Annotated in this window: 21 protein-coding genes and 1 pseudogene; 16 read left to right on the top strand and 6 right to left on the bottom strand. The window is 74.7% G+C overall.

The genetic code is table 11. The annotated features are described in order from the left end of the window. Positions 1-28: 28 nt before the first annotated feature. From ureG to OHS33_RS32640, 4 genes are all read left to right on the top strand, one after another. The gene (ureG, locus tag OHS33_RS32655; RefSeq protein ID WP_330334018.1) at positions 29-652 is read left to right on the top strand and encodes an urease accessory protein UreG; all 624 of its coding nucleotides are present in this window, start codon (positions 29-31) and stop codon (positions 650-652) included. Beyond that, the gene (locus OHS33_RS32650; RefSeq protein WP_330334017.1) at positions 649-1629 is read left to right on the top strand and encodes an urease accessory protein UreD; all 981 of its coding nucleotides are present in this window, start codon (positions 649-651) and stop codon (positions 1627-1629) included. Before ureG ends, OHS33_RS32650 begins: the two co-directional genes overlap by 4 nt. A gap of 97 nt (positions 1630-1726) precedes the next feature. Continuing rightward, positions 1727-2095, top strand: a complete 369-nt coding sequence (locus OHS33_RS32645) for a PadR family transcriptional regulator (RefSeq protein WP_330334016.1) — start codon at positions 1727-1729, stop codon at positions 2093-2095. Beyond that, a complete protein-coding gene (locus tag OHS33_RS32640; RefSeq protein WP_330334015.1) occupies positions 2092-2694 on the top strand; it encodes an HAAS signaling domain-containing protein in 603 nt (200 codons plus the stop codon). Before OHS33_RS32645 ends, OHS33_RS32640 begins: the two co-directional genes overlap by 4 nt. A 1-nt stretch (position 2695) precedes the next feature. Here the strand turns inward: OHS33_RS32640 and OHS33_RS32635 are convergent, their stop codons facing one another. Further along, positions 2696-4270: an IucA/IucC family protein gene (locus OHS33_RS32635; protein WP_330334014.1), complete on the bottom strand. Its 1575-nt coding sequence runs from the start codon at positions 4268-4270 to the stop codon at positions 2696-2698. Positions 4271-4412: 142 nt separating this feature from the next. On the opposite strand from OHS33_RS32635, the gene OHS33_RS32630 reads away from it, so the two are divergent. From OHS33_RS32630 to OHS33_RS32620, 3 genes are all read left to right on the top strand, one after another. Next, the gene (locus tag OHS33_RS32630) at positions 4413-6047 is read left to right on the top strand and encodes an IucA/IucC family siderophore biosynthesis protein (protein WP_330334013.1); all 1635 of its coding nucleotides are present in this window, start codon (positions 4413-4415) and stop codon (positions 6045-6047) included. A gap of 108 nt (positions 6048-6155) precedes the next feature. Further along, a complete protein-coding gene (locus OHS33_RS32625; protein WP_330334012.1) occupies positions 6156-7688 on the top strand; it encodes an FAD-binding oxidoreductase in 1533 nt (510 codons plus the stop codon). A gap of 80 nt (positions 7689-7768) precedes the next feature. Next, positions 7769-8677 (top strand): trypsin-like serine protease, encoded by a 909-nt coding sequence (locus OHS33_RS32620; RefSeq protein ID WP_330334011.1) that lies wholly within the window; start codon positions 7769-7771, stop codon positions 8675-8677. Here OHS33_RS32620 and OHS33_RS32615 read toward each other — a convergent pair. After that, complete coding sequence (locus OHS33_RS32615) at positions 8637-9005, bottom strand: hypothetical protein (RefSeq protein WP_330334010.1); 369 nt, start codon at positions 9003-9005, stop codon at positions 8637-8639. The two genes, OHS33_RS32620 and OHS33_RS32615, sit on opposite strands and share 41 nt — an antisense overlap. Before the next feature lie 137 nt (positions 9006-9142). On the opposite strand from OHS33_RS32615, the gene OHS33_RS32610 reads away from it, so the two are divergent. Next, positions 9143-10183, top strand: coding sequence for a phosphotransferase family protein (locus OHS33_RS32610; RefSeq protein ID WP_330334009.1), 1041 nt, complete (start codon positions 9143-9145; stop codon positions 10181-10183). A gap of 6 nt (positions 10184-10189) precedes the next feature. On the opposite strand, the gene OHS33_RS32605 is transcribed toward OHS33_RS32610, so the two are convergent. Both OHS33_RS32605 and OHS33_RS32600 read right to left on the bottom strand, forming a co-directional pair. After that, complete coding sequence (locus OHS33_RS32605) at positions 10190-10777, bottom strand: hypothetical protein (RefSeq protein WP_330334008.1); 588 nt, start codon at positions 10775-10777, stop codon at positions 10190-10192. After that, entirely contained in the window at positions 10774-11742 is a 969-nt protein-coding gene (locus OHS33_RS32600) for an AEC family transporter (RefSeq protein WP_330334007.1), read from the bottom strand. The genes OHS33_RS32605 and OHS33_RS32600 overlap by 4 nt, the downstream gene beginning before the upstream one ends. Positions 11743-11928: 186 nt before the next feature. Here OHS33_RS32600 and OHS33_RS32595 point away from each other — a divergent pair, with 186 nt between their 5' ends. The 5 genes and pseudogenes from OHS33_RS32595 to OHS33_RS32575 all read left to right on the top strand — a co-directional run bounded on the left by OHS33_RS32595 (position 11929) and on the right by OHS33_RS32575 (position 15655). After that, positions 11929-13239: a sensor histidine kinase gene (locus OHS33_RS32595; RefSeq protein ID WP_330334006.1), complete on the top strand. Its 1311-nt coding sequence runs from the start codon at positions 11929-11931 to the stop codon at positions 13237-13239. Further along, positions 13236-13916, top strand: a complete 681-nt coding sequence (locus OHS33_RS32590; protein ID WP_330334005.1) for a response regulator transcription factor — start codon at positions 13236-13238, stop codon at positions 13914-13916. Before OHS33_RS32595 ends, OHS33_RS32590 begins: the two co-directional genes overlap by 4 nt. A 156-nt stretch (positions 13917-14072) precedes the next feature. Then, a complete protein-coding gene (locus OHS33_RS32585) occupies positions 14073-14864 on the top strand; it encodes an alpha/beta fold hydrolase (RefSeq protein ID WP_330334004.1) in 792 nt (263 codons plus the stop codon). Between the two features lie 27 nt (positions 14865-14891). After that, a pseudogene (locus OHS33_RS32580) lies at positions 14892-15236 on the top strand (serine hydrolase); the annotation flags it as partial. Between the two features lie 179 nt (positions 15237-15415). Beyond that, positions 15416-15655 carry a chaplin gene (locus OHS33_RS32575; protein ID WP_330334003.1) on the top strand — a complete coding sequence of 80 codons (240 nt, stop codon included), beginning with the start codon at positions 15416-15418 and terminating at the stop codon, positions 15653-15655. A 66-nt stretch (positions 15656-15721) separates the two neighbouring features. On the opposite strand, the gene OHS33_RS32570 is transcribed toward OHS33_RS32575, so the two are convergent. After that, entirely contained in the window at positions 15722-16390 is a 669-nt protein-coding gene (locus OHS33_RS32570) for an NUDIX domain-containing protein (protein WP_330334002.1), read from the bottom strand. A 59-nt stretch (positions 16391-16449) separates the two neighbouring features. On the opposite strand from OHS33_RS32570, the gene OHS33_RS32565 reads away from it, so the two are divergent. Further along, positions 16450-17205, top strand: coding sequence for a DeoR/GlpR family DNA-binding transcription regulator (locus tag OHS33_RS32565; RefSeq protein ID WP_330334001.1), 756 nt, complete (start codon positions 16450-16452; stop codon positions 17203-17205). Between the two features lie 32 nt (positions 17206-17237). On the opposite strand, the gene OHS33_RS32560 is transcribed toward OHS33_RS32565, so the two are convergent. Then, positions 17238-18017 carry an NAD(P)H-dependent oxidoreductase gene (locus tag OHS33_RS32560; protein ID WP_330334000.1) on the bottom strand — a complete coding sequence of 260 codons (780 nt, stop codon included), beginning with the start codon at positions 18015-18017 and terminating at the stop codon, positions 17238-17240. A gap of 207 nt (positions 18018-18224) precedes the next feature. Between OHS33_RS32560 and OHS33_RS32555 the strand changes: the two genes are divergently transcribed. Continuing rightward, a complete protein-coding gene (locus OHS33_RS32555; RefSeq protein WP_330333999.1) occupies positions 18225-19073 on the top strand; it encodes a helix-turn-helix transcriptional regulator in 849 nt (282 codons plus the stop codon). Positions 19074-19215: 142 nt separating this feature from the next. Then, entirely contained in the window at positions 19216-20295 is a 1080-nt protein-coding gene (locus OHS33_RS32550; protein ID WP_330333998.1) for an alpha/beta hydrolase, read from the top strand. The last annotated feature ends 8 nt before the right edge of the window (positions 20296-20303 follow it).

The following is a 20303-nucleotide window of genomic DNA, read 5'->3' as shown; positions in this document are numbered from 1 at the left end:
TACGGAAACGGAAAGGCAGCAGCAGCCCATGAGAGACGACCACGTCCTGCGGGTCGGCATCGGCGGCCCCGTCGGCTCCGGCAAGACCGCGCTGATCGAGGCACTGGTGCCGGTGCTCATCGCGCGCGGGCACCGGCCCGCCGTGATCACCAACGACATCTACACCCAGGAGGACGCCCAGCACGTGCGCCGCACCCTCGCCGGGGTGCTGGATCCCGAGCGGGTGGTCGGCGTGGAGACCGGCGCCTGCCCGCACACCGCGGTGCGCGACGACCCGACGATGAACCTGGCCGCGGGCGCCGAGATGCTGGAGCGCTTCCCCGATGTGGACACGCTGCTGTACGAGTCGGGCGGGGACAACCTGACGCTGACCTTCAGCCCGGTGCTGGTGGACCTGTTCCTGTTCGTACTGGACACCGCGGAGGGCGAGAAGATGCCCCGCAAGCGGGGGCCGGGCATCACCGAGTCCGACCTGCTGGTCATCAACAAGACCGACCTCGCCCAGTACGTCCGCGCCGACCTGGGCGTGATGGAGCGCGACGCCCACCACGTGCGCGAGGGACGCCCGGTGGTGCTCACCAACTGCCTGACGGGACACGGCCTGGAGGAGGTCGCGGCCTTCGTCGAGTCCTTCCGCCGGGTAGCGGCGTGAGCGTCGTGGCCGACCCGCCGACCGTCCCCGCCCGGTCCCCCGCCCGCTCCCCCGGGCGGCTGGAGCCGGCGCACTACGAACCGGCTCGCGTGCCCCGGGAGGTACGCCGCCACTCCGCGGTCCCCGACACCCTCGGCGTCGGCCGCCCCGGCAAGGTGGGCCTGCTGGAGCTGGGCTTCGAACGGCGCGGCGGCCGCACCGAGCTGGTCCGGCACTACCAGAAGTCCCCGCTCCAGATCATGCGGCCGCTGTACTTCGACCCGCACCGCCCCGACCTGCCGGTGACCTTCCTGATGTCCACGGGCGGCGGTGTCGTCCAGGCGGACCGGCTGCGCCAGGACCTCGCCTTCGGGCCCGGGACGGCGGCCCACATCACGACGCAGGCCGCCACGAAGGTCCACCGGATGGAGTACGACTACGCCGTCTCCCAGACCTTCCTGACCGCCGGGGCCGACTCCTACGTCGAGTACCTGCCCGACCCGGTGATCCCGTACGCCGACTCCCGCTTCTACCAGCGCACCGTGATCACCGCCGACCCCTCCGCCACCGTGCTCGCGAGCGAGACGGTGCCGGCCGGGCGGCTCGCGCGCGGGGAGCGGCACGCCTACGCCGTCTTCGCCTCCGACTTCGAGGTGCGGCGCCCCGGCGGCGACCTGGTCGCGCTGGACACCGTACGGCTGGAGCCCGGCGCGGGCGGGGTGGCGGGGCCGGCCGTGCTGGGCGGGCACTCGGTGATGGCCTGCTTCTTCGTCCTGACCCCGCTGGCCCCCGCCCGGGAGGTGGCCGACCTGCTGCACGGGGCCCTGGCGGACCGCGGTCTGCCGTACGGGGTCAGCGTGCTGCCGCAGGAGTGCGGGGCCTGGGTGCGGGTGCTGGGCGAGCGGAGCCAGGAGGTCTCCCGGGCCCTCGCCCTCGCGTGGAACGCCGTACGGCTGCGGCTCATCGGCAGCCCGGCGCCCGACCTGCGCAAGACCTGAGCCGCCGTGGGCCCGGCCCGCGGGCCGCGTCAGGGTCGCGGTGAGGGTGTCGAGTTGGGGGGTGGCGCGTTCGCCTTCACGTGGTACCTTGCGTTGCATGGTACCTGGCAATGCAAGCCCAGACGGAGCCGATGGCCACGTGGCCAGTCAGCTGCGCAAGGGCGTACTGGAGTACTGCGTTCTGGCACTGCTGCGTGACGGCCCGCGCTACGGAGTGGAACTACTGGAAGAGCTGGCCCGGGTCGAGGTGATGGCGACCAGTCAGGGAACGATGTACCCCCTGCTGTCCCGCCTGCGCCGGACCGGACTCGCCGACACCCATCTGCGCGAGTCCGCCAGCGGACCACCGCGCAGGTACTACACGCTCACCGACGCGGGCCGCGAAGCGCTCGCCGAGTTCGCGGCCGGCTGGCCCTCCTTCCGCAGCGCCGTGGACCACTTCCTCACTCCTGGAGAGACGACGTGAACGACACCCTGACCCACCCCCTGGTCCGCGCCTTCCTGTCCGAGGCCGACGAGCGGAGCCGGACCCTGCCCGGCGACCGGCGCCGCGAGCTGCTGGCGGATCTCGGCGAGCACATCGAGGTGGCCCTGGCCGAGGCGGACCCCTCGGACGAGACGGCCGTGCGCCTCGTCCTGGAGCGGCTCGGATCGCCCCGGGAGATCGTGGCCGCCGCCCTGGCCGAGGAGGGTTCCGGCCCCGCGGGCCCGGAACCGGAGAGCGCGGCGCGCACCTGGGTCACGCTGGGCCTGGCCGCCGTGGCGTTCCCCGTGGCCCTCGTCCCCGTGGTCGGCTGGCCGGTCGCCCTGATCGCGTTGGCCGTCGGCCTCATACGGCTGGGACGGTCCGCCCAGTGGGCGCGCCCCGAGAAGCGGCAGGCGATCTTGCTGCTGCTGTCCCCGGTGGTCACGCTCTTCGCCTTCGCGGCCCTGCTCTCCGTGGTGTTCGGCGGGCTGACCGCCTACGCCGTGATGACCGCGTACGTGCTCTCCTGGTGCCTGCCCGCCGTGGCCGCCGTCCGCCTGGCCCGCTCGGCCGCACGACTGCGCGGGGCGGTGGCCTAGCTCAGGAAGGCTCCGGCCCGCGCAGCGGGTTCGGCAGCGGCAGGTAGCGGGCGGCGGCGCCGTCGGCGCGGGTCCAGCGCAGCAGCAGGTTCGTCTTGCCCGGGAGCGTCGGGGCGCTCAGCAGGTCGCGCACCTCGGGGAGGCCCTGCTCGGCGTCGTAGCGGCGGAACTCCTCGCGCGCGGCGGGCCACAGCCCCGCGGCGATCCCCGGGTGGCGGTCGGCGAGGGTGGCGGCGATCTCGCTGAGGTGGTTGACGACCAGGCAGTACACCAGCCGCTGCCAGCCCTCCTCGCGGCTGGTCTCCGGGAGCAGTTTGACGCCCTCCGCGTCCCGGAAGAGGGCCTGCACCGGGGTGCCGGAGCCGTCGACCGCGATCAGGGTGTTCTGGAGGTGGGCCTCCAGCACCACTCCGTGGCGCGCGAAGACCTCCAGGACCGGGGGCACGACCTGGCGCAGGTACGCGCGCCACCAGGCGGCCGGATCGGCGGTGCGCTCCAGCGGCCCCGGCTCGGAGCCCTCGGCGAGCGCGGCGGCCAGCAGCGGGGTGGCGCCCGGCACGAGGTGCGCGCGCAGCCCCTCGCGGACCATGACGGCCAGCTCCTCGAAGGCGAAGGCCGCGGTGCGGTAGCCGAGGTCGGCGGTCCAGGCGGCCGTGGTCCCGGAGCGGGCCCGGACGGCCGCGAAGGCGGCGACGACCGCGGCGTCGGTGCGGCGGAGTTTCAGCAGGTCGTGCCGCCACAGGCGGCGCACGTCGTTGGTGATGCGGACGTCGAGGCTGAACTTCGCGAAGAGGTCGGCGGCCGGGCCACCGGGCAGGTACACGGTCCGCACGGAGGCCGTCGGCCAGCCGACGCGGGTCCCGGTCCCCAGCCGCAGCAGCCGCCCGTCGGCGTGGGCCGCCCGCAGTTCGGGGCTCGCGCAGGTCAGCTCCAGCTGCCAGGGGTGGGCGGGCAGCAGGACGTACCCGGACGGGACGGGCGGCGCGCCCGCGGCCTCGGCGAGCGCCCCGAACAGCTCCGCGGCGGGCGCGCCGCCCTCCTCCCGCAGCTGGTCGGCGCGCAGTCCGAGGAAGGCCAGCGGGAACCGGCCGTGGGCCTCGGGCGCATACGGCAGCCAGGAGCGGGCCGGAGCGCCGCCGCGGGCCTTGGGCGCCGGGTGGTACGGGTGCCCCATCAGCAGCGACTGCTCGGAGCGGACGTAGGGGTCGGCCGCCGCCCCGGCCCTCGCCCGGGCCTCCAGCAGCGCGCCGATCGCGGCGCGGCTGTCGGCCATCTCGGCGGGCAGTTCGTCGTTCACCGCGCCGGTGTAGCGGCGCAGCTCGTCGGCGGTGAGCTTGACCAGGTCGGTGTGGCTGAGCGGGTGCCAGCCGTCGGCGTCGCGCAGCTCGGGGCCGCTCGGGCGGCGCCCGGGCCGCACCCGCAGCAACCGCCCGCTGCCGCGCAGCCGGTGGACGCCGTCCGCGTCGCCCTCGGGGTCGGCGGCCTCGCGCAGGAGGCAGTTCAGGAGCGGCGCCGCGGCGTACTCGTCGGCGGTGACAGCGGTGACGGCGGGCGTCACGGCGGCGGTGGGTTCCAAGGGTCCACGGACTTCCCTCTAGGTCCGGCAGTGATCTTCAGTATCGGCGATCCGAGCGGCCGCCGGGGCGTTCGGGTGATGATGATCCGGCGATCTGGTCATCCGGTGATCCGGGAAACCGATCATGCAATGACATGACGTGATGTGCCGTGATGGAAGGAGTACTGCCCTGTACCGCAGTGGCCATGCCCCCGGATCCGCCGCCGAGGAGGCCGTCGCCGCCCGGCTGGACGACGTACGGCCGACGCTCGGCCCGGCCTACGCGGCGGCGCTGCCCGGCGCGCGGGCGGCCGTACTGACCCGGCTGTGGCGGGCACTGGCCTTCGAACCGCTGCCCTGGGTGGTGCGGCGCTCGGTGTCCGGTGACGCGATGACCGTGCTGCTCGCCGGTGGCGGGCGGCTGCGCGGGCCGCTCCCCGATCCGTACGCGAGCGACGCGTACGTGCGCGAGCTGGACCTCGACAGCGCCGTGCACACGCGGGCCTCTGACCTGATGGCGGCGCTGGGGGCTCCGAACGGCGCCGGTTTCGCGGCCGAGCTGGACGGCAGCACCGCCTCCCTCGCGCTCTCCCGGGCCGGGCAGTCCCGCCACCGGGGCCCGGACCGTCCGGCCGAGGTCTGGGAGTGGGAGCAGCGGGTGGTCGACGGACACCCCTACCACCCCAACTGCCGCTACCGCCCCGGTTTCTCGGTGGCCGAGGAGCTGGCGTACGCGCCGGAGCACCGGCCGGTCGTCACCCTCGGCCTGCGCGCCGTACGGGCGGACGAGACCCTGCTCGCAGGCGCCTGGCCGGCGGCGCTGCGGGACGGGGCGCGGATCCTCGTCCCGGTGCACCCGTGGCAGGCGGAGCACGTGCCCGGGCTCCCCGGGGCGGCGGTCGGCGGGGCGGGGTTCACGGCGCATCCGCTGATGGCGCTGCGCTCGCTGGCCCCGGTCGCGGGCGGCCCGCTGGACGGCTTCGCCCCGGCGGGCGCCGCCCCGCAGCTGAAGACCGCGCTGAGCACCCGGCTGACCTCCTCCGTGCGGGACATCTCGGCGTACTCGATCGAGACGGCGCAAGCGGTGTCGGACTTCGCCGGCTCCCTGGCCGCCCGGCTCGACGGACGGCTGCACGTCACCCGGACCCTGGGCGCGGTCACCTCGCACAGCCCGGACCTGGCGGCCGTGCTGCGCGAGCCGCCGGAGCGGTACGCCGACACCGGCGCGGGCGAGCGGGTGGTGCCGGTCGGGGCCCTCGCCGGCACCTCGTGGGCGCGCTCCCCCGCCTGGCGGGCCGCCTTCGCCCGGCTCGCGCTCTCGGTGTGCCTGCGCGTCCTCGACCTGGGCGTGGCCCTGGAGGCGCACGGCCAGAACCTGCTGGTCGTCCTCTCCCCCGCCGGGGAGCCGCTGCGGCTGGTCTACCGGGACCTCGCCGACATCCGGATCAGCCCGGCCCGGCTCGCCGCGCACGGGATCCCGGCGCCGCCGCTGGCGGGGCGGCTCGTCACGGACGACGAGACGCTGCTGCGCCGCAAGCTCTTCGGTTCGCTGGTGACGGGGGCGCTCGGGGCGCTGGCGGGCTCGGCCGGGGCGCTCGCCGAAGACCTGGCCGCCGCCGCCCCCGCGCTGGAACGCACCCCGGACACGGTGGCCCTGCTGACCGGACCCCTGCCCGCCAAGGCGCTCACGCTGATGCGGCTGAGTCCGCAGACCCCGGGCGATCTGTGGACCACCCTGGGCCACCCGTCGGGACCAGGGGGTGTCTGCCGGATCTCCGCGGCGTCGCAGCATCCCTGAGGCACCGCGCCCGGCCGGGGTGTCGGGGGTGGGCCGTTCGGGGGGAGCCGGGGCCGTGCGCGGCCCTGTCCCGCGGGCGATCGGGGGCCGCGATGGCACTAGTGGGACATGAGCCTCGATCGCCGTCACGTCCTGGCGGGTGCTGCCGCAGCCGTTCTCGCCTCCGTCGGGGCGAGCGGGCCACCGGGAATCCGGGACGGGCGGCGCGCCGCCGACTTCGCGGCGCTCGCGCGGGACCTGGACGGGCCGGTGGTGCTGCCCGGGCAGCGGGACTACGCCGAGGCCCGCCGGCTCTTCCAGCCGCGCTACGACGCGATCGCGCCCGGCGCGGTCGCCTACCCCGCGCATCCGGGGGACGTCGCCACCTGCCTGGCCTTCGCCCGCCGCGCGGCGGTGGCCGTCGTACCGCGCGGCGGCGGGCACAGCTACGCCGGGTACTCGACCGGCCCGGGCCTGGTCGTCGACGTCGGCGCGATGGCCGGGATCGAGACCGGGACCGGCGAGGTCCGGGTGGGTGCGGGGGCCCGGCTCGGGGACGTGAACGCGCTCCTCGCGGAGCGGGGCGTGGCCGTGCCCACCGGGCTGTGCCCCTCCGTCGGGATCGCGGGCCTCGCCCTCGGCGGCGGTCTCGGGGTCTCCAGCCGGGCCTTCGGAACGACCAGCGACCAGCTCACCGGCATCCGGATCGTCACCCCCGACGGGGCCGTGCGCGACGTGGACGCGCGGACGGATCCCGACCTGTTCTGGGCGCTGCGCGGGGGCGGCGGCGGGAACTTCGGGGTGGTCACCGAATTCCGGCTGCGCACCCGTCCGGCCGGTGACTGCGCCTTCGCCGAACTGCACTGGCCGTGGCCGGACTCGGCCGCCCTGCTGCGCGGCTGGCAGCGCTGGCTGGGCACGCTGGCGGACCCCTTCTGGAGCCAGGTCGAGTTCGTGGCCGAGCCCGGTACGGCGCCGGGCCCCGCGGCCGTGCGGGTGCTGTGCCTCGACGGGCGCCGGGAGCTGGAGGCGCAGCTGTCGCGGCTGGCGGACGAGGTCGGGATCCGGCCCCGCGACAGCCATGTGGAGGTGGCCGGCTACGGCGACACGATGCGGACCCTGTCCGGCTGCCGGGAGGAGACGCGGGCGCAGTGCCACCTGCCGGGGCGGCTGCCCGGGCACGATCCGCAGGGGCGCCTCGGCCGGGACGACCACGCGGCCCGCTCGGACTTCTGGCCCGCGGCGGGCCTGCCCGAGGACGCGGTCACGGCCGCGCTGGACGGCGTACGGCGCTACGCCTCGGCGGTGCCCCCGGGCGGGCTCGGGGTGGTGCAGTTCGACGGGGTGTGCGGGGGCGCGGTGGGCCGGGTGGACCCGGCGGCGACGGCCTTCGTGCACCGCGGCGCCGGGTTCCTGGCCCAGTACCTCGCGTACTGGCCCGCGGGGGCGACGCCCGCCGAGGCCGGGCGGCACCAGGCCTGGCTGGACGGGCTCTGGCAGCGGCTGCGGCCGTGGGCGAGCGGGCGCGCGTACCAGAACTACACGGATCCGAAGCTCGGGAACTGGCGCGAGGCGTACTACGGCGGCAACCTCGCTCGTTTGACGGAGGTCAAGCGTGCCTACGACCCCGGCCGTCTCTTCGACTTCCCGCAGGCGGTCTAGTGCGCGGGCTCCCCCCGGTCGGATCCGGTCAGCGGTCCGGTCAGCAGCGAGAAGAGGAATTCAGCATGCGGTGTGGTGCGATGCTGCGTCGGACGCTTGTCGTGGTGGCCGCGGCCACCGTGGCGGTGGGCATCGGGCAGCTGCCCGCCGGAGCCGGGAGCGCCGCCGGGACCCGGGCGCCGGGCAAGGGCCACTGGACGGCCGGGGACGCGCAGGCCTTCTGGACCCCGGAGCGGATGGCGGCGGCCACCGCCATGGGTGGCGACCCGGGCGTCCCCGCGGTGGCCGCCGGGCCGGGTGACGGGCAGGACTTCGACGGGGTGCCGGTGGTCGGCCGGCTGTTCGTGATGAAGGACGGCGGCGGGTACTTCTGCACCGCGAGCGTGGTCGCCTCCGCCCACCACGACCTGGTGCTCGGGGCGGCGCACTGCCTGCTGGGCGCCGACACCCGGCAGGTGGCGTTCGTACCGCACTACACGGCCAAGACCCCCCGCCCGTACGGGATGTTCCCCGTGCTGAAGGTGTGGGTCGACCCGCGCTACCAGCAGCAGGGGCCCGATCTCGCGGCCACCCTCGACGTGGCCTTCGCCCGGGTCGGGCCGAACAGCCAGGGCACGGAGGTGGAGGACGCGGTCGGCGGGAACCGGCTGGTCACGGGGGACGGGTACGAGCACGACGAGGTCCGGCTGATCGGCTATCCGGCCTCGGCCGCGCGGCCGCGCGTGTGCGTCAACCGGACGACCAAGTTCACAAGTACCGATCCGGCCAGCCCGGGGTCGTTCCTGCGGATCGACTGCACCGGGTATCCCGGCGGGACCAGCGGCGGCCCGTTCCTGAAGAACTTCGACCGGTTCACCAACACCGGTGACGTGGTCGGGGTGATCGGCGGCTGGAAGACGGGCGGTCCCGGACCGGACACCTCGTACAGCGCCTACTTCGGCACGGACGTCAGGAACCTGTACCAGTCGGCGGTCGACGCGGCGCGATGAGCCCGTACGGGCGCCGGGTGCGCCGCGGGTTCCCCACGGTCCGGGGGGTCGGCACCACGCCCGGCGCGATCACGGTGTCCGCCGGGGGCAGTTCGAGCCGCCGCCGCAGGTCGGCGAGGGCCGCGTGCACCGGCGCGAGGATGACCTCCGCCCGGGGGTGGACGTTCGCCAGCGCGTGCGCGGTGGTCTCGATGGTCTCGGCGGCGTCCTCGGCGGCGGTCCGGCTCCAGCCGCCGAGGAAGGCGGCGTCGTACAGGTGACAGGCCGCGTCGGCGGCGGCATCGGCCCGCTCCCCGACCCCGGGCGCCGCGACGGACGGCAGTTCCACGCCAGTTTCCATACCGGGCTCAACGACGCTCCCCCGCCCGGGGGAACGCGGCCGGGGCGGCCCGCAAAACCGGGTGACGGCGGGCCGCCGCGCGTGGTGGGGTGGGGGCGTTTCTGCCGGGGAACGGAAGGGGCGCGATGACGGACCGATTGCCGTTCGGGGACGGGCTGCGGGAGCGGCTGGGGCCGCCGGGGCGGGTGCGGCGGCTGGAGAGCAGCCCGCGCTCGCTGGTGTGGCGGGTGGAACTGGCGTCAGGACCGGCCGTGTTGAAGCAGCTCGTCGCCGGGCCCGAGGCGCGGGGGCGGTACGAGCGCGAGGTGGCCGCACTGCGACTGGCCGGGCGGCGGGGCGCGGGGCCGGTGGTGCCCGCGCTGCTCGGCGCCGACCCGGACGAGCGGGTCCTCGTACTGGAACACCTGGAACACCGGCGGCCCGGGCCCGGGTGGATCGTGGAGTACGCGCAGGCACTGGCGCGGCTGCACGCCTGCGGGGCGGGGCCGGCCGGGGCCGACGCGGGGGCGCTGCCGCGCTGGCGGGGCCCGGACGCGGCGGACGTCGCGGCGTTCCTCGGCTTCGCCGGGGAGCTGGGGGCCGAGGTCCCGGCCGGGACGGAGTCGGACGTGCGGGCGCTGGTGGAGCGGCTCGCCGCCGCCCCGGCGGACTCACTGCTGCACGGCGACCCGTGCCCCGGCAACGACCTGCACACCCCGGCGGGGATCCGGTTCGTGGACTTCGAACAGGCCTCTCTGGGCAGCGGTCTGGCGGAACTGGCCTACCTCCGGATCGGCTTCCCCACCTGCAGGTTCGTGACCGCCGCGGCCCCGCCCCTGCTGGCCCGGGCCGAGGCCGCCTACGCGGCGGTGTGGCGGGAGGAGCGGGGCGAGGACCTCCCCGACGGCCTCGCCGACGCCTGCGCGGGCTGGCTGCTGCGCGGGGACGCGCTGGTGCCGCGGGCCGACCGCGAGAACGGCGACCACCTGGCCCGGGCCGCACGCCGGGACTGGCCCTGGGGCCCGGCCACGGCCCGCCAGCGCCTCGCCCACCGCCTCGCCGTGGTCACCACCCTGGGCGCGGACCACCCGGAACTCTCCACCCTGTCGGAACTCGCGTCCCGCATCCGCGTCCGCATGCACGACCGCTGGCCCCGCCTGCCCCCCATCCCGTCGACCCGCCCGTGACCGGCTTCAATCGGACCGGGCGGACCGGGCGGCGATCGCCTCCCAGATGGACCGCGCCAGGAGTACGGAGTCCCGGCGCGCGTCGACGACGAGGTCGCAGGTGGTGCGGACCGGTTCGACATGGCGCTCGTGCGCGCCGCGCCGGTGGTCGAGGTAGTTCGTCAGCAGGACGTCGAGGGGGAACCCTTCGCGCAGGCACTTGCGCCGGATTTTGCGCGCCAGCCGCAGATCGGCCGGGAGGTCGACGAACACGTCGAAGCGGGCGCAGGCCACCCGCGGGGTGACGTGCCGGGCGAACAGGCCCTCGACGACGACCACCCGGGCCACCGCGAGCGCGCGGTCCGCGTCCTCGGCGAGGCGGTCGCCGTCGGCCGACCGCGGGTCGCCGGTGTCCAGGCGCGGGGTGCCGGTGGCGTCGGGCCGCCAGATGCCGCGCCGGGGCGTGTCGCCGGGGTACGTGTCGGCGTAGTAGTAGTCGTCGCCGTGGAGCACGCGCAGCGGGCCCTCGGGCGCGGCGGCCGCCAGTGCGGTGGCCAGGGTCGTCTTGCCCGCGCCCGCGCCGCCGGTCAGGGTGAGCAGGACCGGCCGGATCATGCCGCCCACTGGATCCAGAGGGGGAGCAGGAGCAGGGCCGCGACCGAGCTTTTGATGACCAGGGCGGCGGAGAGGTCGACGCCGATGTCGTAGCGCTGGGCGAAGATGAAGAGGTTCTGCGGGGTGGGCATCGCGGCGATCAGGACCAGGTACTTCAGCCAGTCGCCGTGGACGCCGAACAGGCCGCCGCAGACGGCCCAGGCGAGCAGGGGGAAGGCGAGGCATTTGAAGGCGATCAGGGCGATCTCCTCGCGGGTCGTGCCCCGTATGTCGAGGCCGAGGCCGCCGAGGTGGAGGCCGAGGGCGAACAGCGCGACGGGCGAGGCGCTGTCGCCGACGAAGGAGAAGCCGTCGAGGACCACCTTCGGGACGTGCAGGGAGAGCAGGTTGAGGAGGATGCCCGCGTTGCAGGCGAGGACGAGCGGAGTGGTGAGCGAGGCGCCGACGGCGCGGACGAGCCGGGCGCCCGTGCCGTGCGCGGCCCCGTCCGCGAGGTCGTCGGCGAGGTCGTCCGCACGGCCCAGTTCCATGATGGCGATGACCACGAGGGACAGCACGCAGACCTGGAAGAGCAGCACCGGGAAGATCGGCGCCGCGGTGCCGAACACCGTGATGAAGACGGGGACCGCGAAGTAGGCGGTGTTGACCTGCACTCCCGCCATGATGCGCAGGGCGACCCCGCGCGGCTCCCGCACCCCGCGGGCCCGCGCGGCCAGCCCGACCGCCAGCACGGCGAGGGCGGCGGTGGCGGCGTAGCCGGACAGCGCGCGCCAGTTGAACAGGGCGCCGAGATCGCTCGCGTAGATGTTGCCGAAGAGGTAGCAGGGGACGGCGAAGAGGAAGGCGTAGTCCGCGAAGGCCTTGGACGCCTCGGCGGGTACGACCTTCCGTTTCGCGAGCACCGCGCCGCAGCCGAAGGCCAGCAGCACCGGCAGCAGTTTCTCCAGCGTGGCCACCGCACCCATGCCCCGACCCCTGACGCTCGCGTTGTCCCTGGTGTTGTCCCTGGTGACGCCGTCCCCACGGCGCCACCGGAGACCCTATCCCCCGGCGCCCCGGCAAGATCCGCGCGGGGCGGCCCGACGGCCCGGGTCCCGGTCCCGGTCCCGGTCCCGGTCCCGGTCCCGGTCCCGCACTACGCTGGACGGATCATGCGAAGCGAAGAGACCCCCGGTCCGTCGCGCGGGCTGGCCGTGGTGCTGCGGACCCCGGCCAGAGCCGCGGAGCCGTTGTTCGCGCAGGCCCCGAAGCGCTGGCAGCGCCGACTGCCGTACGCGGTCGTCGCGGTGGCCCTGCTCACGCTGCTGCCCGTGACGGCCAGTGTCCTCACCAACGACTACAAGGCGGGCGGCGGCTGGGCGGGCGCGCTGGCGGTGGCCCAGACCGTGCCGCTGCTGCTGGCGCTGACCCGGCCGCTGGCCGCGTGGGCCGTCGTACTCGCCGCGGACACCATCGGCGCGGTGGTCCTCGTCCACGCGGACCGGATCACCGGGCAGACCTGGCCGTGGACGCCCATGGTCATCGTCGGTTACCTGCTGCTGATGGCCTGCCTGGGGCTGCGCGAGTCGATCCGGACCCTGGTCGGGGTGTGGCTGGCGACCGGGGTGGTCGGGGCGCTGCTCGGTTTCCTCCAGCCGGACGGGGTGACGAGCACGCACGCGCTGCTGTTCGTCCTGGCCGGGGTGATGCTGGTGGTCACGGGGGCGCTGCGGGGCGTGGGCGACGCGCAGCGCCGGGTCGCCGAGCAGGAGAGCATCAGCGAGGCCGAACGGGCCGGGCGCACCCTGCTGGAGGAACGGACCAGGATCGCCCGCGAGCTGCACGACGTGGTGGCCCACCACATGTCGGTGATCACGGTCCAGGCGGACTCGGCGCCCTACCGGCTGCCGGACATGCCCGAGGACGTACGGGCGGAGTTCGGCGCGATCGCGGCGAGCGCCCGGGAGTCGCTGAGCGAGATGCGGCGGCTGCTGGTGGTGCTGCGCGGCGACGGCGTGGACGGCGAGCGGGCGCCGCAGCCGGGGCTGGCGCGGTTGCAGCAGCTGGTGGAGGCGACCGTACGGGCGGGCCTGCCGGTGGAGTTGTCGATGACGGCGGAGGCGGCGCGGGCGGCGGAGGCGGTGCCCGCGGTGGACCTGTCGGCGTACCGGATCGTGCAGGAGGCGCTCGCCAATGTGGTGCGGCACGCACCGGGTGCCACGACCCGGGTGGCGGTGCGCCACGACCCGGGGGGCCCGCAGGGTGAGGGCGGCCCGGGCGAGGTGCTGGTGCTCGTCGTCAACGGGCGGCCCCGCAGCGCGCCGGTGCGGCTGGAGAGTTCGGGCACCGGCCACGGTCTGGTCGGGATGCGCGAACGCGTACGGTTGACCGGCGGGACGCTGGACACCGGTCCGCTTCCCGACGGCGGCTTCCGGGTCGCCGCCCGCCTGCCGTTGCACGCCCCTGCCGAGGACTCCAGTTGACCATCCGCGTGATCATCGTCGACGACCAGGCCATGGTGCGGGCGGGGTTCGCCGCGCTGCTGTCGGCGCAGGCCGACATCGACGTCGTGGGCGAGGCCCCCGACGGCCGCCGCGGCATCGAGGTGGCGCGCACCACGCACCCCGACGTGGTGCTGATGGACGTGCGGATGCCGGAAATGGACGGGCTCACGGCGGCCCGCGCCCTGCTCGGGCCGGCGCCCGGGGTGGTGCACCGGCCGAAGGTGCTGATGCTGACCACCTTCGACATCGACGACTACGTGTACGAGGCGCTGCGCGCGGGCGCCTCCGGGTTCCTGCTGAAGGACGCGCCGCCCGCCGACCTGATCGCGGCGGTCCGCGTGGTCGCCTCGGGCGAGGCACTGCTGGCACCGTCGGTGACCCGGCGGCTGATCGCGGACTTCGTGCAGCAGCGGCCCGCGCCGCGCAAGGATCCGGCGCTGCGGCTCAACGGGCTGACCCCGCGGGAGACCGAGGTGCTGGAGCTGATCGCGCGCGGGCTCTCGAACCAGGAGATCGCCGGACACCTCGTCCTGGCCGAGCAGACGGTCAAGACGCACATCGGCCGGGTCCTGGGCAAGCTGGACCTGCGGGACCGGGCGCAGGCCGTCATCTTCGCCTACGAGGCCGGGCTGGTGCGCCCGGGCGACGGCGCCTGAACTCCCCTTCCCGTACCGCTGGTTCCCCGCCCCCTCGTCCGGCCGTCCCCTCGCCGCAAATTCATACAACCGTCTTGTACATCCGTCATAGACGCTTGTATGGTTTGCATGACAGCGAGCACAGAGCCCGCCCGGGCACGAACGAGGGGAACACCGATGTCCATCCAGCCCACCCGCGCCACCCTGACCATCGACGGACGCACCCTGTCCTACCTGGACTTCGGCGGAACCGGCCGCCCGCTCCTCGCCCTGCACGGCCACCTCTCCGAGGGCTCCTCCTTCACGGACCTCGCCGCGGCCCTCGGCCCCGACTGGCGGGTGATCGCACCCGACCAGCGCGGCCACGGCGACTCCGACCGCGCCGACGACTACACCCGCGCCGGCTACGTCGCCGACCTCGTCGCCCTGCTGGCCCACCTCGGCATCGACAGGACCGTCGCCCTCGGCCACTCCCTCGGCGGCATCAACGCCTACCACCTGGCCGCCGAACACCCCGCTCTGGTCGAGGCGTTCATCGATGTCGACGGCCCCGTCGACCTCCCCGACCACGGCACCAGCCCGCTCGCCTTCGTGCTCGGCTTCCCCTACACCGCCGCCACCCGCGAGGACCTCCTCGCGGCCTGCGGCCCCATGGCCCCCGCCCTCGCCCCCGGGCTGCGCCGCCTGCCCGACGGATCCGGCTGGCGACTGCCCTTCCACCCGCAGGACACCGTCGACTCCGAGAACCTCGTCCACGGCGACCACTGGAAGCAGTGGCTCGCGAGCAGCTGCCCGGCCCTGCTGATCAACGGCCTCCGCAGCCAGGCCCTGCCCGTCCGTCAGGCCCTCGACATGACCGACCGCCGCCCCGGCACGACGTACCGCTCCCTGGACACCGACCACTTCGTCCTCCAGGCCGACCCCGCCGGCAGCGCGGCCCTCATCCGGGAATTCCTGGCCACCCTCTGAGATCGCCCACGCCCAAGGGCGGAAGCGCTGTCCGAGGAGGCCCTGCGGTTCCGGGCGGCGATGGGACACCTGGGCGAGGCGGGCCAGGACCCGGACCCGGCGCCGGCCTGGGACCTCATGCCGCGCTCGGCGGGTCCGTACGGCCGGGTCATCGCCACGGCCGGGGACCTCGCGCGGCCGGCACGGATGCGCCTCGACGGCGGAGTGGCACAGGACGGCACGCGCCTGCTCTCCGAGGAGACCGTCGCGCTGATGCGGCGCCGCGTCGTCGGCTCCCCCGACAAGTGGACCGTCAGCGCGGACGGCTGGGGGCTGGGCTGGACCCTGTACGACGGGAACGGCGTCCAGGGCTTCGGTCACGACGGCGCCTCTCGCGCAGCGCGCGGCCGCGTGCCGTCCGGTCATGCTGCCAGACGGGGGGAAATGCTCACCCCTTCGAGGGAAACGGCCGGGGAAGGCCGATCCGCGTGCGCTGATCGGCCGAAGAGACCTTGCGGGCCCGGTCCGGGCCGCCGGCGCGCAGGCGCCGCTTGAGCATCAAGGAGAGTTCCATGTCCCGTTTCCTGAAGAGTGCGGCCCTCGCGCTGGCCGTCGGCATCGCCGTTGCCGGAGGGGCGACCACGGCGTCTGCCGATGCCAACGCCACCGGTGCGGCCATCGGCTCCCCGGGCGTCCTGTCGGGGAACGTGATCCAGGTGCCGATCCACATCCCGATCAACCTGTGCGGGAACAGCATCAACGTGATCGGCCTGCTCAACCCCGCTGGCGGAACCACCTGCATCAACAGCTGAAGGCCCTGAGCGCCGGATCTTGAGCAAACCTTCGGCCCCTTCGCCGCGTGGTGGCATCCCCTTCCATCACGCGGCGAAGGGGCCGTCCAGGGCCGCCCATTGCAGGAGCAGGATGGTCTTGCCGTCGGTGATGCGCCCGTCGCGGATCATGCCGAGCGCTTCGCCGAAGGGGAGTTCCAGGACCTCGATGTCCTCGCCCTCCTCCTCGACTCCCCCGCCGGTCCCGGTCCGGTCGGCCGCGGTGTAGGGGGCCGCGAAGAAGTGCAGGCGTTCGGTGACGGAGCCGGGGCTCATGTAGGCGTCGAGGACGTGGGTGAGCGGGCCGAGCGTGACCCCGAGTTCCTCGGCGCTCTCACGCCGCACGGCGGTCGGCGGGTCGTCCGCGTCGAGCAGTCCCGCCGCGGCCTCGATGAGCATGCCGTCGGGATGGTCGTTGACGTAGGCCGGGTAGCGGAACTGCCGGGTGAGCAGGACGCAGCGGCGTTCGGCGTCGTAGGGCAGGACGACCGCGCCGTTGCCCCGGTCGTAGGTCTCGTGCCGCTGGGTGATCCACCGTCCGTCGCGGCGCCGGTAGTCGAAGGTGGTGCGGCGCAGCACGTGCCAGCCCTGGGAGGTGAGCTCCACGTCGCGGACCCGCACGTCGGGGTTGCGGTCCAGGTCGCGGCCCGCGCGGTCGAGAGCGGTGCGGCCGCGGTGATCGGGGATGTCGATGCCGGGGCGGGGGGTGTCCGTCATGGGGCGCTACACTACATGCAGAACCGTGCAGAAATACGCAACACCAGGGGAGAACGTTGATGCTGGCCGCTGAACGGCGTGACCATCTGCTGGGCCTGCTGGACCGCGAGGGCAAGATCGTCGCCAAGGACGTGGCCGCCGAGCTGCGGATCTCCGAGGACAGCGTGCGGCGCGACCTGCGCGATCTCGCGGCCGAGGGATTGTGCCAGCGCGTCTACGGCGGGGCGCTCCCCGTCTCCCCCGCGACAGCGGATTACGCCGCCCGGCAGACCGTGGCTCCGGACGGCAAGCGGAGGGTCGCCGCGGTGGCCGCCCGCCTGGTGCGGCCGGGCGGCACGCTCATCCTCGACGGCGGCACCACCGCCCTCGCCGTCGCCCGGGCGCTCCCCCAGGACCTGGCCTGCACCGTGATCACCCACAGCCCGACCGTCGCCGCGGCCCTCCTCGGTCATCCGCGGGCGGAACTCTTCCTGCTCGGCGGCCGCGTCTTCAAACACTCGGCGGTCGCCTGCGGCGCGGCCGCGGTCGAGGCGGCCCAGAACGTCTCCGCGGACCTGTGCCTCCTTGGCGTCACGGGCGTCCACCCCGAGGCGGGGCTCACCACCGGCGACGCCGAAGAGGCCGCGATGAAGCGTGCCCTGGCCGCGCGCGCGGCGGACACCTACGTCCTCGCCTCCTCCGAAAAGATCGGCACGGCTTCGCGGTTCCGCGTCCTGCCCTGGGACGAGATCAGCGGGCTGATCACCGACGCCGACCCCCACGACGCCGTCGTCGAGCGGCTCACCGCACTCGGCGTGGAGGTCCTGGCGGCCTGACCGTCCCCGCCCACCGCGGCCGTGAGCCCCGGTCAGCCGCGCACGTGCAGCCCGAACCCCGTGCGGCCCGTGGGCTCCAGGCCCTCCTTCAGGTGCAGCGAGGGGATCTCGTAGTCACCGAAGTTCTGCCGCCGGAAGGCGATCGGCTCGGTCGACTCCAGGGTGAGCAGGCGCTCCTGCCAGGCCTTGGCGACGTCCGCGTAGTCCTCGTCGGTCATCCCGTCGGTGCCGTACAGCACGAACGGCGGCAGCGGCTCGATGCCCGGGTAGTAGAGGATGCCGTGGTGGATCGGGAACAGCAGGTCGTCGATGGGGCCGTTGATCCCGCGCGCGGCGTAGTGCGCCTCCGGGCCGCCCGCGGTCACCGACAGCAGGGCCCTGCGGCCCGCGAGGGTGCCTTCGCCGAAGCGCTCGCCGTACTGGGTGTCGCTGTGCTCGCCGACGCCGTAGGCGAAGCGGTACGTGAACACCCGGTCCACCCAGCCCTTGAGGATCGCGGGCATCGTGTACCACCACAGCGGGAACTGGAAGATGATCGTGTCGGCCCACCGCAGCTTCTCCTGCTCGGCGAGGACGTCCGGGGTGAGCGTCCCGGCCTCGAAGGCCCGGCCCGAGTCCCGGGCCACCTTCAGCGGGCTCGACGCGTCGGGGCCGTAGTCCGACGCGTCCACCACGGCCTTCCAGTTCATCGCGTACAGATCGCTCACCCGCACCTCGTGTCCGGCGCCCTCCAGTGTGGCCACGGCCAGGTCCTTCAGTGAGCTGTTGAGCGACTTCGGCTCCGGGTGGGCGTGGACGATCAGCGTCTTCATGGGAACTCCTTCGGGGCGGGTGCCTTGGATCGGGTGCCGTGGATCGGTTGCCGTGGATCCGATGCCGTGGATCCGATGAGTTCGATACTGGGCGCCGCGGCGCCCCGCGTTCAGGGGCGCCCGTTCCGTAGGACCGGTCTTCCTGGTACTGGCAGGGCCACCCTCAGGCCCACCCTCACGCACATCGCCGAGGCCATACTGGGAGGCATGGACGATCTTGCGGGCTTCCTGCGGACCCGGCGCTCCCGGGTCGACCCGACGGCCGTCGGCATACCCGTCGACAGCCGCCGCCGGGTCGAAGGGCTGCGCCGCGAAGAGGTCGCGCACCTGTCCGGAGTCAGCGTCGACTACTACGTGCGCCTGGAGCAGGGCCGCGCGACCCAGCCCTCCGAGCAGGTCCTCGACGCCCTCGCCCGCGTCCTCGGCCTCGACGACACCGAGCGCGGGCACCTCCACCGGCTCGCCCGGCAGCGCCACCGCCGCGCGAAGGCGCCGGGCGGGAGGGTCCGCCCGGAGGTGCTGCGCGTCCTCGGACTGGTCACCGGCGCGCCCGCGTTGGTCATGGACCACCGGCTGGACGCCCTCGCCGGGAACCGGCTCGCCCAGCTCCTCTTCGGCCGGCCGCTGCCCGGCCTGAACATCGCCCGGCACCTCTTCCTGGAGGAGGCCGAGCGCGGCCTCTACGCGGACTGGGACGCCTGCACCCTCGACGTGGTCGGGCACCTGCGCCTGGCCGCCGGCCAGTACCCCGAGGACCCCCGGCTGGCCTCGCTCATCGGCGAGCTGGCGATGGGCAGCGAGCGCTTCCGCCGCCTCTGGGCGCGCGCGGACGTACGCGCCCGCACCCACGGACGCAAGGCGTACCGGCACCCGCTGGTCGGACCGCTGGTCCTGCACCAGGAGAACTTCGCCCTCCCGGACGCGCCGGGCATGGAACTGGTGGTGCTGTCCGCGGCCCCCGGCAGCCCCGCCGAGGACGGCCTGCGCCTCCTGGCGGCCCTGGACGCGGACAGCGGCGACGCGCACCACCCGGCGAAGGCCCGGGTCCGCGAGTAGCCCGGCGACGCGACGCCCGCGCGCCGCGGTTCCTCCTCCACCCCCTACCCAGGTATGACATCCCACTTGGCTCCCTGGTGCGATGTCCGGTTCGGCACCTTCTTCCTACCTTCCTCCTCGACACGAGGAGAGGAGAAGGGGCATGCGCCGCTTCGGGAGGACGCTGGTCACCGCCGTACTGACGGTGGCCGTCATCACGGGAACCGCCGGCTGGGCGTCCGCCGATACCCAGCAGGCGGTCACCGGGCCGGTGCCGGGCACCGCCGCCTGGCTGGCCGAGCCGGGTCTCCGGGCGGGCGGCGGGGCGGGGACGGGTCCGGGGGCGGTGCGGGGGCTGCCCGATCCCGGGCGGGCCGCGCCGCGCGAGGTGGCCCGGTTCTTCGCCGCGCTGGACCCCGACGAGGCGCAGGCGCTCGTACGCCGTCACCCGCTGGTCGTCGGCAATCTGGACGGCGTACCCGTGGCGCTGAGGTATCAGGCGAACCGGATCGCGATCCTGGCCTCCGGCGAGGCCCGCTACCTCTCGCTCGCCGGGGCGGGCCGGCAGATCCTCGCCTTCGACCCGCGCGGACGCGGTCAGGTCGCCGAGGTGTTCGGCGACCTGGCGCGCGCGGAGCACGTGGCCGTGATCGTGCCGGGTTCGGACAACGACGCGAGTACCCACGACCGTACGCGCAAGCCGTACAGCGGGCCGGGCGGGATGGCCCAGGCCCTGCGCGCCTCGACCGGTGACGCGACCGCCGTGGTGGCCTGGACGGGCTACACGACCCCGGTCGGGGTGGGGCTCGACGCGGCCCAGGGGCGGCTCGCCGAGGCCGGGGCGGCCCGGCTGACCCGGTTCCTCGCCGGGCTCGACGCCGTCGGCGCCGCGGATCCGGCGCTGTTCTGCCACAGCTACGGCTCGGTGGTGTGCGGGCTGGCCGCCAGGAACACGGACGCGCGGGACATCGTGGTGCTCGGCTCCCCCGGCATGCGGGCGGACAACGTGGCCGCGCTGCACACCCGGGCCCGGGTGTGGGCCGCGAAGAGCCCCTCCGACTGGATCGACGACATCCCGAACGTCGAGTTCGCCGGGCTCGGGCACGGCGCCGATCCCACCTCGTCCGCGTTCGGCGCCCGCCGGGTCCCGGCCGCCGACGCCGAAGGCCACGCCGGCTACTTCGTTCCCGGGACCCAGTCCCTGGCGGCCTTCGCCGCGATCGCGACGGGAGCGGCCCGATGAGCACCACA

The organism is Streptomyces sp. NBC_00536, assembly GCF_036346295.1.
Lineage (GTDB): Bacteria > Actinomycetota > Actinomycetes > Streptomycetales > Streptomycetaceae > Streptomyces.
This window is presented reverse-complemented; position numbering and strand designations above follow the sequence as displayed.